Here is a 14192-nt window from a genome sequence, read left to right as displayed (position 1 = left end):
TGGTAGACCCCGGATCCCGCCGGCAGCAGGCCACCTAGGAGACCTTTCGGGGTCAGGTCGCCATTCGTCGTGGCGTTGCTTCCAGGCATACTTGCCCAGGTCCGCGTCAGCGGCGGACCGTATGCGCGGGGTTCCCGGGGAAACGTGGAGCGCGGCGGAGCGTTTTCTTGGGGTGCTTTCCCGCGGGCACCGCTCCCGGCCGGCGGCTCGTAGACCGAGCCGAGATCCCCGGCCGTCCGCTGTCCGCGCTCGAGAGGGCTGCCCTTTGGGGCGGGGGCGGCGCGGGGTGGGGCTTGTCTCACGGACCCGGCAGCGGACGGCCGGGACTCGACTTGCGTGAAGGATTCGGGTCGCTCCGGCGGCCCGAATCCTTCACGATCACGTTCGCGCGGATACGGCCTGCCGGAGTTTCTCCACCCGGTCGACGTTCTCCCACGGGAAGTCGGCCAGTTGGCGGCCGAAGTGCCCGTAGGCCGCGGTCCGGCGGTATATCGGGCGGAGCAGGTCGAGGTCGGCGACGATCGCCGCCGGTCGTAGGTCGAACACGTCGGCGACCGCGGCGGCGAGGTGGTCCGGTGGCACGGTGTTGGTGCCGAAGGCCTGCACCATCAGGCTCACCGGGCGCGCCTTGCCGATCGCGTAGGCCGCCTGGACCTCGCAGCGCCGGGCCAGGCCGGCCGCGACCACGTGCTTGGCCACCCAGCGCAGGGCGTACGCGGCCGAGCGGTCTACTTTGGACGGATCCTTGCCGGAGAACGCGCCGCCGCCGTGCCGGGCGCTGCCGCCGTAGGTGTCGACGATTATCTTGCGGCCGGTGAGCCCGGTGTCGCCCATCGGCCCGCCGATCTCGAACCGGCCGGTCGGGTTGACCAGCAGGCGGTACCCGTCGGTGGGCAGGGGAGCGGTCGCGAGCACCGGGTCGACGACGTGCTGGCGGATGTCCTCGACCAGCATCGACTCCAGGTCGATGCTCGGCGCGTGCTGGGTGGATACGACGACGGTGTCCAGCCGCACCGGGCGGTCGTCGTCGTACTCGACCGTGACCTGGGTCTTGCCGTCCGGCCGCAGGTACGGCACGAGCCCGGTGCGGCGTACGTCGGCGAGCCGGTACGCGAGGCGGTGTGCCAGCGCGATCGGCAGCGGCATCAGCTCGGGCGTCTCGTCGCAGGCGTACCCGAACATCAGCCCCTGGTCGCCGGCGCCCTGGTGGTCGAAGTCGTCCAGTGAACCGTCCACCCGCGCCTCGTGGGCGTTGTCCACCCCGCTGGCGATGTCCGGCGACTGCCGTCCGATGGAAACCGAGATGCCACATGTGGCGCCGTCGAAGCCCTTGGCCGAGGAGTCGAACCCGATGTCCAAAATGGTCTTTCGGACGATCTCCGGGATGTCCACGTTCGCCGCCGTGCTCAGCTCGCCGGCCACGTGTACCTGGCCGGTGGTGATCAGGGTTTCCACGGCGACCCGGCTGCGCGGGTCCTGGGCCAGGATCGCGTCGAGGACGGCGTCACTGATCTGGTCGGCGATCTTGTCCGGGTGGCCCTCGGTCACCGACTCCGACGTGAACAGGTGCCTCGTCACGCCGGTACCGCCACGATGACGCTCGTCGCGGCCTGGGTGGCCCTGACCTCCTTGAGCCGCAGCCCGGCGTTCTCGAACAGCGCGGCGAACTCGGCCTCGGTGCGCACCTGACCCTTGAGGAGGGCGAGCATGACGATGTCCTCGAACTTGCCGAAGTGCGCCGAGTCGCCCTCCGGCAGCACCTCGTCGATGACGATGAGCTGGCCGCCGTCGCCCATGGCGCGGCGGATGTTGCGCAGGATCGTGGTGGCGTCCTCGTCGTTCCAGTCGTGGATGGTCCAGGACAGCACGTAGGTGTCGCCGCCGGGCGGCACCGAGGCGAGGAAGTCGCCGCCGACGCACTCGGCCCGGTCGGCCACGCCCTCGGCGAGCAGGACCTCGGCCGCCTCCGCCACCACGTGCGGCAGGTCGAAGACCACGCCGGTCATTTCCGGGTACCGGTGCAGCAGCGTCGCCACGAGGTGACCCTTGCCCGCGCCGACGTCGACCAGGCGGCGTACACCGGACAGGTCGTGCGCCTCCAGTGTGGCCGAGTTGACCATCAGGTTCATGGAGCCCATGGCCTTGTTGAACAGCGCGGAAAGCTCGGGGTGGGCGGCGAAGTAGGTCCACCAGTCGGTGCCGTGCACGTGGTCGAAGGCGGGCCGGCCGGTGCGCAGGCTGTAGACGAGCGAGTTGAAGGCGCCTTGCCGGGCGGGCAGGCCGACGTAGCGGGCCAGGTCCCGCATCGAGCCCTTGGTGTCGCCGCGCAGCGTCGCGGCGAGCGGGGTGAGCGCGAACGTGCGCGGCTGGACCTCGGTGAAGACGCCGATCGTGGCCAACGCGCGGAGCGCGCGGTACAGGGCGTGCGGGTCGCTGCCGGTGCGCTTGGCGAGCTCGTCGACGTGGCACTCCTCCTCGTCGCCGAACGCGTCGGCGACCCCGATCTCGGCCACCGCGATCAACAGCTGGCTGGCGAGCGAGCTGTACAGCAGCTCGTACATCCGCACCGGCGCGGGCTTGTCCGGGTGGTGCGGTAGGCCGAGCAGATCGCCGTGTGTCATGTCAGCTCCGTTGAGGTCGTCGGTTGGCGCAGGACGGTGCCGAAGCGCTCTCGCAGCTGCCGTTTGAGGACCTTGCCCGTGGGGCCGGTGGGGAAGTCCTCGGGCTCGCGAGCGATCATGGCGTAGCGCATCTGGGGCAGGTCGCGCCGCGCGAGGGCGGTGTTCAACGCGCGGAGCAGGTCCGGCGGCTCGGCCGCACCGGGCTTGAGGCGCACCGTCGCGAAGGGCACGTCTCCCAGATCCGGCTCCGGCGCCGCCACGGCGACGACCGCGCAGTCCGCGATGACCGGGCAGCCGACGAGGATGGCCTCTTCCATGGGGAGGCTGTAGACCGGTCCGTCCGCGGTGTGGATCACGTCAGGTACCCGGTCGAGGTGGTAGAAGCGTCCCTTGCGGTCCTGGTAGACCACGTCTCCGGTCAGCCAGTAGCCGGAGAGCGAGGACTTGGTGGTCAGATCCGAGTTGTTCCAGTACCCGGGGGTGCGGGTGGGTGTCCGGACGCCGAGCCGGCCCACCTGCTCGGGGCCGAGCAGCCGCCCGTCGTCGTCGAGCACGGCCGCCTTTCGCACCACGCCGATGGGGCTGCCCACGCAGCGTCCATAGTCGACACTCTCGGGTTGGCTGACCTTCTTGAACAAGGCCATGCCCATCTCCGAGGAGCCGAGTCCGTCGACGAAGGACGAGCCCGGCCGGTTGCCGCGCCGGCCGTGCCGGATCAGCGCCCGGATGTGTGCCTCGTGCGCCGAGTCGCCGGTGTTGATCCAGGTGTGCACCTCACCGGTGGCGGCCGGGTCGAGGTCCATCTCGGCCAGTTCGGCGTACGTCTGCGGGAACGCCACCACCATCGTGGGCCGGAACTCGTCCATCGCCGCGTGCACGGCCGGCCCGCTGCTGTCCGCCATGACCAGCATGGGCATGCCGAGCAGGGTGGCGGTCATCAGGTAGCTGATGCCGGCGGAGTGCGAATGCGGCAGGGCGGAGAGCAGCCGGTTGCGCCGCGCCGGCGGAAAGGACCACAGGCGCTTCCGCTTGCCCAGGAAGAACTGCCGGTGGCCGAAGGTCGCCGCCTTCGGCGCACCGGTCGTGCCGGACGTGTGGCAGAGCATCACCGGGTCGTCGTCGCCGTGCGGGTACGGGTAGACCGCCGGCAGCCGGTCCCGGCCGACGGCGTCGACCGGCATGCTGGCCTGGTCCACCCGGAACCCGTCGAGCGGGGCGGCGGCTTCCAGCCGGGCGAGGCGGTCCCGGCTGGCGATCACCCCGACCGCGCCGACCCGGCGGATGTAGTCGGCCGCGACCTCGATCGGCATCCGGCCGTTGACGAGCGCGGCGACCGCCCCGAGCGAGGTGAGCGCGAGGAAGTGCAGGAACGAGTCCACGCCCTCGTCGACGTACACGGCGACCGGGTCGCCCTTGCGCACGCCGGCTTCGTGGTACCACGCGGCATAGGTGTCGCGGATCTGGACCAGCCGGTCGAGGCTCAGCGGCTCGATGGTCGGCCCGTCCGGGCCCGGGCGCTGAGCGAACAGGAAAGGCTGGTCGGTGTTGCGGCTGAGCCGGTGGACGCGTTCCAGGAAGTTGCCCACGCCCAGCTCCCGGTCGCCGAGAAGCCGCATCCGGGCGGTCAGCGGCACTGCGGCGGCCGCCCGGGTGAGGGTTCCGTTCAGGACGCTGCCCGGTGACATGGCCTCAGCCCTCGTAGATGGTCAGCTCGTAGCCGTCCGGGTCGCGGAACTGGAACTCGCGCCCGCAGTAGCCGTCGCACGGCGGCTTGGTGATCGTGATGTCCTGCTCGGCCAGGTCCTTGGCCAGGCGGTCCGGGTCTTCCGCGTGGACCCAGATGACGACGCCCCACCCGAGCTGGCTCACCGAGTCCAGGTCGATGGTCGTGCGGCGCAGCGCCAGCTTGATCGGGGTGGTCTCGAACACGATCGCGTTGGGGTTCTTCGAGACGGGCTCCTGCTTGAATCCGAGCAGGTCCGCGTAGAAGCGCCGGGAGCGCTCCAGATCGCGTACCTGAAGGGTCAGGAAGTTCGGTCCGACGGCGTTGGTCATCGCATTCGCTCCATCAACTGATAGCAATGGGATTTCGCCTCCAGAGCGATGCTGCACGCTCCTTCGCATCGGAACATCGCGTATCCGCGCGATGTCTCACGTGGCCGCCGGCTCCGATTTGTCACGCTTCTCAAGCTCATGGATTCACGTGATAGCGCCCGGTGCTGTGTCGCGAAAACAATCCCTAGAGATTCACACCGGTCATCCCAATGAGGGTGGAACCATGAATGTTGCCGTGCAGAAGTTCGGCGGGAGCTCGCTGGCGACCGCCGCTCAGCTGCGCCACGCGGCGGCCCGCGCCGAGGCGAGCCACCGCGCCGGGCGGCCGACCGTGGTGGTCGTCTCCGCCCAGGGCGACACGACGGACGCGCTCATCCAGCAGGCCGCCAACGTCAGCGCGACCCGCTCGCTGCGGGAGATGGACCAGCTGCTGGTGACCGGGGAGAACGCCGCCGCGGCGCTGATGGCGATGGCGCTGCTCGACCGCGGGCTGGCGGCCGTCTCCCTGACCGGCGCGCAGGCCGGCATCACCGCCTCCGGGCGGCACGGCGCCGGGCTCATCACCGAGGTGTGCCCCACCCGGATCGTGACCCACCTGGCCGCCGGCGCGGTCGTGGTGGTCGCCGGGTACCAGGGCGTCAGCCCGGACGGCGACATCCTCACCCTCGGCCGTGGCGGGTCGGACACCACCGCCGTCGCGCTCGCGGCGGCGCTCGGCGCCGAGAACTGCGAGATCTACACGGACGTCGACGGCATCTACAGCGCCGATCCGCGGATCGTGCCGTCGGCCCGCGTCCTGTCCAAGGTAGACGCCGCCGTGATGGCCGAGATGGCCTTCTCCGGCGCGCATGTCATGCACGCACGGGCGGTGGAGCTGGCCGCGACCCGCCGGCTCGACGTCCTCGTTCGCAACTCGATGTCGCCCGCGCCCGGCACCACCATCGCCGCGCGGCGCACCGACCCCAAGGTGGACATGATGGAGAACGAAGGTTTCGTCGTGGCGGTGACCCACGACCTCGACGTCGCCCAGGTGACGGTCTCGGCCGGCTCCTCGCCGGGCGTCACCCCGGAATGCGTGCTCACCCCGCTCGCTCGTACGGCGGTGCCGGTCGACATGCTGTCCTGTTCCGCGGAGCTGCGCTTCGCCGTGCGCCGCAGCGACCTGCCGGTGGCTGACCGGGCGCTCCGTGAGGCCGGGCTGCCGCACGGATACGCCATCGACGTCGCGGAGGACGTCGGCAAGCTCTCCCTGGTCGGTATGGGTTTGTTCAACCGTCCCGAGTACACCGCCCGCCTGCTCGCGGTGCTGGCCGACCGCGGCATCCCGACCAGCCTGCTCTCCTCGACGCAGATGCGGGTGTCGGCCCTCGTGCCGCTGGACCGGGTCGTCGAGGGCGCGATGGCGTTGCACAAGGACTTCGACCTGGACGGCCGGGAGCAGCCCGCCTCGTCCCTTACCACCGCGTGATCGGAAGGGGCTCCCTCATGCCCGTCAGCTTCGCGGTCGGTGCGCAGATCCGCCTGCACCGGCTCTTTCGCCACGGCGACGACCGCCTGCTCGTCGTCCCGCTCGACCACTCGGTGTCGGACGGACCCATCGCCCCGGCGGGCGGGCTGCCGGCGCTGGTGCGCCAGCTCGCCGGCAACGGGGTGGACACCGTCGTGCTGCACCGGGGCAGCGTGCGCGAGATCGACCCGGGCATCTTCCGCGACATCGCGCTGATCGTCCACCTCAGCGCCAGTACGAAGCACGCCCCCGACCCGGACGGCAAGTTTCTCGTGGCCGACATCGACTGCGCGCTGCGCCTGGGTGCCGACGCGGTGAGCGTGCACGTCAACCTCGGGTCGCGGGAGGAGGCGCGGCAGATCGCCGACCTCGCCCGGACCGCCGACAGCTGCGACCGGTGGGGCGTCCCGCTGCTGGCGATGATGTACCCGCGCGGCCCGCGCATCGCCGACCCGCGCGATCCGGAGCTGGTGGCCCACGCCGCCTCGCTCGCCGCCGATCTCGGCGCCCACATCGTCAAGGTGCCGTACACGCGGTCGGTCGCGGAGATGGCCTTCGTGATCCGATCCTGCCCGATCCCGGTCGTGGTGGCCGGCGGGCCGAAGCGCGACGACACCGAGAGCGTTTTGTCCTATGTAGACGAGGTAATGCGTGCCGGCGCCGCCGGGCTGGCGATGGGGCGCAACGTCTTTCAAGCACCGGATCCGGGCGCCCGGGCCCGGGCAGTGGCGGACCTTGTACACGCCGGATCTCCCCGCACGCTCCAGCCGGAGCTGCACCTGACCGGAAACCGGACTTGACCGACGACACCCCCAGGAGGACCACTGTGGACAAACTCTGCTGGATTGACATCCGCGACGCCGGTGAGGCCAAGGCCGCGATCGTAGCCGAGGCGATCCACCACCGTCTCGACGCCGTACTCGCCGACGACGTGGCCGACCTCGAACCGCTGCCGCCGACCGTCCGCAAAGTGCTCTTCCCACAGCACCGCGCGCTGCCCGAAGACCTGTCCACGGTGGACATCGTCATCGTCGACCCGGCGGAGCACGGCGAGCCGGCCGAGCTGAGCCTGCGCCACCCGGACGTCCGGTTTGGCCGCTACGTCGAGATCGTGGACGCGGCCACCCTCGACGACGCCTGCGCGGCCGCCCGCACCGACCCGTTCTGCCTGCTGAAGTTCCGCGACCCCACGAAGATCCCGCTGGAGATCGTGATCGCCTCGGCCGCCAAGGCAACCGGCAGCATGATCACCCAGGTCGCCGACGTCACCGAGGCGGAGATCGTGTTCGGCGTGCTGGAGCACGGCTCGGACGGCGTGCTGCTCGCACCCACCGGCGTCGGCCAGGCCACCAAGCTGGCTCAGATCGCCGAGACCAAGGCACCGCACCTCGACCTCGTGGAGCTCGAAGTGGTGCGGACCACGCACGTCGGCATGGGCGAGCGGGCCTGCGTCGACACCTGCACGCACTTCCGCCCGGACGAGGGGATGCTCGTCGGCTCGCACTCCAAGGGCATGGTGCTGTGCGTGAGCGAGACGCACCCATTGCCGTACATGCCGACCCGCCCTTTCCGGGTCAACGCCGGTGCGATCCACTCGTACACCCTCTCCGCCAACGGCCGCACCAACTACCTCAGCGAGCTGACCTCGGGCGGCAAGGTGCTCGCCGTCGACGTCAAGGGCGAGACCCGCGAGGTCACGGTGGGCCGCGTGAAGATCGAGTCGAGGCCGTTGCTCTCCGTCGACGCGGTCGCGCCGAACGGGACGGTGGTCAACCTGATCCTCCAGGACGACTGGCACGTGCGGGTGCTCGGGCCGGGCGGGACCGTGCTCAACAGCACCGAGCTCAAGCCCGGCGACCGCCTGCTCGGCTACCTGCCGGCCGAGGACCGCCACGTCGGCCACCCCATCACCGAGTTCTGCCTGGAGAAGTGATGAGTTCGTCCAATGGGGACCTTCGCCGTCCGCTGGACGTGGCGGTGATCGGGGCCGGCGTGCTCGGGCTCGCCACGACCGACGCCCTGACGCGCCGCGGCGCCGACGTGCTCTGCTTCGACGGCCGGCCGCCGGGCAGCGGCCAGTCCGGCGGTCTCACCCGCACCTTCCGCCACCGGCACGACCACGAGGACACGGTCGCGCTCGCCGTCGCCGCGCGGCAGCGGTACCGCTCCTGGGAGGAGCGGTACGGGCGCCGGCTGATCGGCGACGAGGGCGCGGTCTACGCCGGCATGGGCCCGGCCGACGTGGCGGCGCTGGCCCGGCGGGGCGTACCGCACCACTTCGTCTCCGCCGACCGGCACCGCGAGGTCTTCGCCGCGCTCGGCCCGGTCGACGGTCCGCTGCTGGTGGACCCCGGCGCGGGCGCCATCCGGGCGCGGCGCACCATCGCGGCGCTGACGGAGTGGACGCGCGGCCGGGTGGTGATGGCCGACGTGCACTGCGTGACCGATCCCGGTGACGGGCGCGGCATCGAGATACAGACGCACGAGGCCATCTACCGCGCGCGGCACGTGGTGATCTGCGCCGGCACCGCCACACCCAAGCTGGCCTCCGGCGTCGGCCTGCGGATACCGCTGCACTGCGCCCTGCACGCCCGGCCGCACTACCAGGTGCGCCCGGAGGCCATCGGCGGCCCGCTGCCGTGTTGGGTCGACCGCTCCGGCGCCAACGGCGAGATGGTGTACGGCTCGCCGATCGGCCGCACCGGCCAGTACGTCGTCGGCCTCATCGGCGACGGCGTCGACATAGCCCTCACCGACGAGGGAGCGCTGCCCGCCGGACGCACGATGGACGAGCACGTCCGGCGGGTCAGCGCCTACGTGCGGCGGGCATTGCCCGGCCTGGAGCCGACACCGGTCGGGGTGCGGGTCTGCGTGATGAGCAAGCTGCCCGCCGGCAGCGACTCCTTCGGCGGCTGGCACACCGACGGCGTCACGGCCTCGACCGGTCACAACCTCTTCAAGCTGGCGCCGGTGCTGGGTGAGCTGCTGGCCGACGCGGCACAGCACAACCGGCTGCCGGTGGAACTGGAGCGGGCGGGTGAGCGGGCGCTGGCGACCAGCGGGTCGCCGCGATGATCGCGCTCACCGGGGCGACCGGGACCGTGGGCCAGGCGCTGGTAAAGGAACTCGCCGCCGCCGGCCTCCGGCCCCGGCTCCTGGTCCGCGGCCGGTCCGTCCGGCTCGGCGCGGTCGCCGGCCTCGGCGACCCCGTGCCGATCGACCTCAGCCGGCCGCAGACCATGCCGACGGCGCTGGCCGGGGTACGGCGGCTGTTCCTGCTCACCCCGTTCAGCCCGCAGCAGGACGAGTGGCAGGTGTCGCTGGTGGAGGCGGCCGCGCGGGCCGGCGTCACGCATGTCGTCAAGCTCTCCTCGCTGGGCGCGGACGAGTCGGCCGACGCGCTGGTGCAGCGCCAGCACGGGCGTGGCGACCGGGCGCTGGCCGATTCCGGGCTGCGGCACGTGGTGCTGCGGCCCAACGCCTTCGCCCAGAACGCCGCGCAGTGGCTGGGCACCGTCGCCGAGCGGGACGCGATCGTCATGCCCACCGGCGACGCCCGGGTCAGCATGATCGACGCCCGGGACATCGCGGCGGTCGCGGCGCGGCTGCTCATCTGGCCGCCGAAGGACCAGGCGGCGCGTTTCGACCTGACCGGCCCGCACGCGTTGAGCTACGCCGAGATGGCCGAGCACCTCTCCAAGGTGGCCGGCCGGACCATCCGGCACCTCGACGTGCGGCCGGAGGAGGCGGAACGGGCGATGCTGGCGGCGGGCCAGCCGGAGTGGGCGGTCCGCGCCCGGTTGGAGCTCTACGGCACGTACCGAGCCGGGCAGGCGGAGGTGGTCACCACCGCCGTGCGGGATCTGACCGGACGCCCGCCGCGCACCTTCGACGTGGTGGCCGAGGAACTGGCCGATCGACTGCGCCGCCCGTGAACGTCTACTGTGGAGGACGTCGATGAAGACGCTCGTCGTCGGCGGGACCGGCGTGCTCGGCCGCCACCTGGTGCCGCTGCTGCTGGCCCGGGGACACGAGGTGCTCGTGCTCTCCCCGGGCCGGCGGGCGGACTCGCTGCCGCCGGCGGCCGGACACGTGACGGTGAGCCTGTTGGAGCCGCGGGCGGCCACCGTGCTGGACCGGCTGCTGCCCGACTACGACGCCGCCGTCAACGTCGCCACCGCGATACCGCACGACCCGAGCCAGCCCGACGCCTGGAAGGCGAACACGCTGGTGCGCGTGCAGGGCACCCGGACCCTCGTCGACGCCGTCCGCCGGGCCGGTGTGCCCCGCCTGGTGCAGATGAGCATCACCATGGCGTACCAGGACGGCGGCGACGGCTGGCTCGACGAGTCGGCGCCGTTCGATCCGGCCCTGGAGCGCGCGGCCGTGGTGGCACCGATCCGCGCGCTCGAAGCGACCGTCCGCCAGATTCCGCCGGCGCGGACCCGCTGGACGCTCCTGCGCGGCGCGCGCTTCGTCGGACCCGGTACGGTCCAGGACCAGCAGCGGGCCGACCTGCGCGCCGGCCGGCTGCCGGTGACCGGTGACGGCCGGCGGTTCGTCTCGCTGGTCAACGTGCGCGACTTCGCGGCCGCGGTCGTCGCGGCCACCGAGGCCGGCCTGCCGGGAGCGGTGCTCAACATCTCCGACGAGCCGATCCGGGTCGCCGACTACCTCGACCGCCTCGCCCTGCTCTGCGGCGCGCCGCCCCCGCGCCGTGCCCCCGACGAGGCACCCGACCTGCCCTCGCAACGGGTCCTCGCCGAGAGCGCCAGGCAACTGCTGGGCTGGCGCCCGGAGCACGGCATCTGGCCGACCGACCAGGCCCCGATCAGCTTGCCCGGCCGTCGCGGATGAGCACCCGTCGGGCCAGCTCGACCCGGCTCTTGACACCGAGCTTGGCGAAGCTGTGCCGCAGATGACTGTCCACAGTGTGCGGTGACAGGAAGAGGTGCTCGGCCACCTCGCGGTTGGTCAACCCCTCGGCCACGAGCCGGACCACCCGGAGCTCCGACTCGGTCAGGCTTTCCCACCCGGAGTTGCGCCCGACCGAGCCCGGCCGCATCCGGAACCGCACGCCCAGCGCGCGCATCCCTCGCTGCGCCCGGGCGGCGTCCCGCTTGGCGCCGCAGTCCGCGTAGAGCCGCAGCGCCTGCTTCATCAGCTCGACCGCGGTCGAACGGTGTCCCGCCCCGCCCTCCAGCATCGCGAGGTCTTCCAGCCCCGCGGCGGTGGCCAGCGGCCGGGGTCCGGTGCGAAAGGCGTCGACGGCGGCGCGGAGGGAGTCGATGTCCCGGTGCAACAGGCCCTCGGTGTGTGCGGCGGTGCCGGCCAGCGACGGCACGCCGCTGTTGCGGTCGGCGATCTGCCGCGCGGTTGTGGACATCGCCTCGGCCAGCTCCAGGTCACCACCCGCGATGGCCATGCGGGCCACGCGCGGACCGGCGGTCGGGTCGCGGGTGAGCAGCGCGGTGCGCAGGCGGGCGTCGGAAGCCAGCGGCGCGATCGACCGCAGGGCTTCGGCCGGCGGCTCACCGACGGCTTCGCGCAGCTGTGCGTCCGTCCAGGCCACGTCGTCGGCGCCGGCCGTGTGCCCGTCCGCGACGATCTGCCGCGCCCGCCGCAGGTACTCCGTGGCGGCGGCGATGTCGTCGCGCTGGATGGCGAGCTGCGCCAGGATGGTGAGCAGCGGCAGGCTTTTGGCCGGGGCGCAGAGCTGCTCGGTCACCCGGATTCCGGTCTCCGCTTCGGTGACCGCGTCGTCCAGCCGCCCGGCCGCGATGCGCAGCGTGGTCCGGTGGTGATACCAGCGCGGCTGGGCCCAGGTGGTGCCGAGGCGGTCGGCCTCGCGCTGGTCGGCTACCAGCGCCGCGTCCGCCTCCTCGAACTGGTCGACCGCGGTCAGCGCGGCGGCCAGCCAGAGCCGCGGATGCCGCCGGCGGCTTTCCCCACCGACCCGGTCGGTGATCCGCACCGCGTCCGAGCCGAGGCTGACCGCGGCCTCCAGGTCGCCGCGCATCCGCGCGCCCACGCTGCGCGCGGAGATGCCGCAGACCAGGGCGGCGTACTCGCCGGTGGACGCGCCCAACGCGGCCGCCGCCGCCCCGGCCTCGTCGGCGGCGGCGTCGTTCATGTCGTCGAGCAGCGCGAACGCCTGGATGGCGAGCAGCTCGGCCCGGATCGGGTCGGTCTCGGCCACCCGTGCGATGGCACGCGACGTGTACTGCACCACCTCGGCGCTGTGCCCCATGACGTTGGCCGCCTCGGCCAGCCCGAGCAACAGCTCCAGCTCGTCGTCGGGCTCCAGCCCGGCGTGCAGGGCGCCCTCGCCCAGCCTGGTCGCCTCCACGACGCGGCCGGCCAGCGCCAGCAGGCGGACCGCGTCGGCGATCAACCGCGGCCGCGCCGGGTCGTGCTCGCTGATCAGGTCGAGCGTCCGCAGTATCAGGTCGGCGGCGGTATTGGGCGCGGTCGGCGCGATCTGGGTCATCGCCTGACGCAGCACGCTCACCGCCAGCGCGTCGTTGTGGCCGCCGGCCCGCACCAGGTGCTCGACCACCTCGACCGGCGAGCGCCCCTCCTGCTGCACGACCGAGGCGGCCTCGCGGTGCAGCGCCCGGCGGACCGGGCCGGGCAGCCGGTTGTAGCGCGCCTCGCGGATCAGGTCGTGGCGGAACGCCAGCTCCGCGCCGTCGTCGACGAGGATCGCCGCGGACACCGCCTCCTGCACGGTCGGCAGCAGCTCGATCGCCGACTGCTCCAGCAGCCCGGCCACCTCGTGCACGGAGAACGGCCGGCCCAGCACGGCACCGGCGTCCAGCAGCCGGCGGGCCGGCTCGGACAGGTCGCGCAGGCGCTGGTCGACGGCGGTCAGGAAGTCGTCGGTGAGCTCGTCGCCGACCAGCGTCGCGGTGCCGCCCGTGACCCTCACCTGCCCGGCGCTGCACAGCGTGGTGAGCAGCTGTTCGAGCAGAAAAGGGTTGCCGCCACTGCGGTGCGCGGTGGCCAGCACGCTCGCGTCGGGTGTGGCGCCGAGCAGCGTGGTGCACAGCTCGAAGACCGCGTCGTCTTCCAGCGGTCGCAGCTCGTGCCGCGTCGCACCCTCACTGATCAGCCAGTCGATGGCCTCCTGCGCGTATCCGCGGGTCGGTGCCGGCCGGCGGGACAGCAGCCACAGCACGGGGGAGGAGGAGAGCTCGGGCACCAGTATGCGCAGCGCGAGCGCGGTCAGCTCGTCCGCCCAGTGCGCGTCGTCCAGCACCACAAGCAGGCTCCGCGAGCGCACGTAGTGTTCGATCCGCTCGCCGATCCGGTCGATCCACCATTGCGGGTTTTGGTCAGCCTCGTCGATACCGGAGATATCCAGACCGCTGGGCGCGACGGACTGGAGCAGACTGCGCATGGTGGTCAGCGGCGCGGCGAAGTGCAGCTCGATCGCCCGGGCCGCGGCCACCGTCACGCCGGCCGCGCCGGCCGCCTCAGCGGCGGCCTCGAGTAGGCGACTCTTACCGATCCCGGCGGCACCCTCCAGCACGACGCAGCCACCGGCGCCCCGAGCCGTCTCGCGCAGCGCCCGGTGCAGCTCGAACAACAGCGACTCCCGGCCCACGAGTGGGCTGGACTTATGCTGGGGACGCGTCCACGCCGGCCATCCTACCCGCCACCTGTTGGTGTTTTCGCGCGGTCTGCGCCGTATCTCCGGTGCAATCGCGGACCAGCGATCATCGTTTGTCGCCTGCTCGGATAGCGGAAGCGCGGCATATTGCCAGATCGACTTCGGCACAGACACGGGTTGACCTTCCGATGCGAGGTAGGGCTCGGGTGGACCGGTTCTCGTGTGAGATTGCGTGGCCACCGCCATCAAGGTTGCGGCGAAGAAGGTAATGCGCACTACCGCAAATGGCGAGGCCTCCGGAAAGCGATCAAAAGAAGCGTATCCGGTCCGTAGCCATACCGCTACATCGATGATTAGCCATCCGTCCGCCGGCGGCGTATGCGCCACCCCATTG

The 14192-nt window shown here is 72.0% G+C and carries 11 protein-coding genes; 6 read left to right on the top strand and 5 right to left on the bottom strand.

All coding sequences use genetic code 11. The annotated features are described in order from the left end of the window. Positions 1–378: 378 nt before the first annotated feature. Genes metK through ACTMTJ_RS15715 form a run of 4 tightly spaced genes read right to left on the bottom strand, consistent with a single transcriptional unit; the run spans position 379 to position 4676 of the window. Positions 379–1578: a methionine adenosyltransferase gene (metK, locus tag ACTMTJ_RS15730; protein WP_441217139.1), complete on the bottom strand. Its 1200-nt coding sequence runs from the start codon at positions 1576–1578 to the stop codon at positions 379–381. Then, positions 1575–2621 (bottom strand): methyltransferase, encoded by a 1047-nt coding sequence (locus ACTMTJ_RS15725; protein WP_441217138.1) that lies wholly within the window; start codon positions 2619–2621, stop codon positions 1575–1577. Before ACTMTJ_RS15725 ends, metK begins: the two co-directional genes overlap by 4 nt. Further along, positions 2618–4306: an AMP-binding protein gene (locus ACTMTJ_RS15720; RefSeq protein WP_441217137.1), complete on the bottom strand. Its 1689-nt coding sequence runs from the start codon at positions 4304–4306 to the stop codon at positions 2618–2620. Before ACTMTJ_RS15720 ends, ACTMTJ_RS15725 begins: the two co-directional genes overlap by 4 nt. Before the next feature lie 4 nt (positions 4307–4310). Then, positions 4311–4676, bottom strand: coding sequence for a VOC family protein (locus ACTMTJ_RS15715; RefSeq protein ID WP_441217136.1), 366 nt, complete (start codon positions 4674–4676; stop codon positions 4311–4313). A 223-nt stretch (positions 4677–4899) separates the two neighbouring features. Between ACTMTJ_RS15715 and ACTMTJ_RS15710 the strand changes: the two genes are divergently transcribed. From ACTMTJ_RS15710 to ACTMTJ_RS15685, 6 genes are read left to right on the top strand one after another with little or no spacing between them, the layout of a single operon-like run. Next, complete coding sequence (locus tag ACTMTJ_RS15710) at positions 4900–6144, top strand: aspartate kinase (protein ID WP_441217135.1); 1245 nt, start codon at positions 4900–4902, stop codon at positions 6142–6144. 17 nt (positions 6145–6161) lie between these two features. Beyond that, the gene (locus ACTMTJ_RS15705; RefSeq protein ID WP_441217134.1) at positions 6162–6983 is read left to right on the top strand and encodes a 2-amino-3,7-dideoxy-D-threo-hept-6-ulosonate synthase; all 822 of its coding nucleotides are present in this window, start codon (positions 6162–6164) and stop codon (positions 6981–6983) included. A gap of 26 nt (positions 6984–7009) precedes the next feature. After that, positions 7010–8116 (top strand): 3-dehydroquinate synthase II family protein, encoded by a 1107-nt coding sequence (locus ACTMTJ_RS15700; protein WP_441217133.1) that lies wholly within the window; start codon positions 7010–7012, stop codon positions 8114–8116. After that, complete coding sequence (locus ACTMTJ_RS15695) at positions 8116–9258, top strand: NAD(P)/FAD-dependent oxidoreductase (RefSeq protein ID WP_441217132.1); 1143 nt, start codon at positions 8116–8118, stop codon at positions 9256–9258. The genes ACTMTJ_RS15700 and ACTMTJ_RS15695 overlap by 1 nt, the downstream gene beginning before the upstream one ends. Further along, on the top strand, positions 9255–10118 hold the full coding sequence (locus ACTMTJ_RS15690; protein WP_441217131.1) for an SDR family oxidoreductase: 864 nt from the start codon (positions 9255–9257) through the stop codon (positions 10116–10118). Before ACTMTJ_RS15695 ends, ACTMTJ_RS15690 begins: the two co-directional genes overlap by 4 nt. 22 nt (positions 10119–10140) lie before the next feature. Beyond that, complete coding sequence (locus ACTMTJ_RS15685) at positions 10141–11040, top strand: NAD-dependent epimerase/dehydratase family protein (RefSeq protein ID WP_441217130.1); 900 nt, start codon at positions 10141–10143, stop codon at positions 11038–11040. On the opposite strand, the gene ACTMTJ_RS15680 is transcribed toward ACTMTJ_RS15685, so the two are convergent. Beyond that, entirely contained in the window at positions 11015–14044 is a 3030-nt protein-coding gene (locus ACTMTJ_RS15680; RefSeq protein WP_441217170.1) for an ATP-binding protein, read from the bottom strand. The two genes, ACTMTJ_RS15685 and ACTMTJ_RS15680, sit on opposite strands and share 26 nt — an antisense overlap. Between the last annotated feature and the right edge of the window lie 148 nt (positions 14045–14192).

It is taken from the genome of Phytohabitans sp. LJ34 (assembly GCF_052068095.1).
Taxonomy (GTDB): Bacteria; Actinomycetota; Actinomycetes; order Mycobacteriales; family Micromonosporaceae; genus Phytohabitans.
The sequence above is the reverse complement of the archived record's forward strand: the minus strand, read 5'-3'. Positions and strand labels throughout refer to the sequence as shown.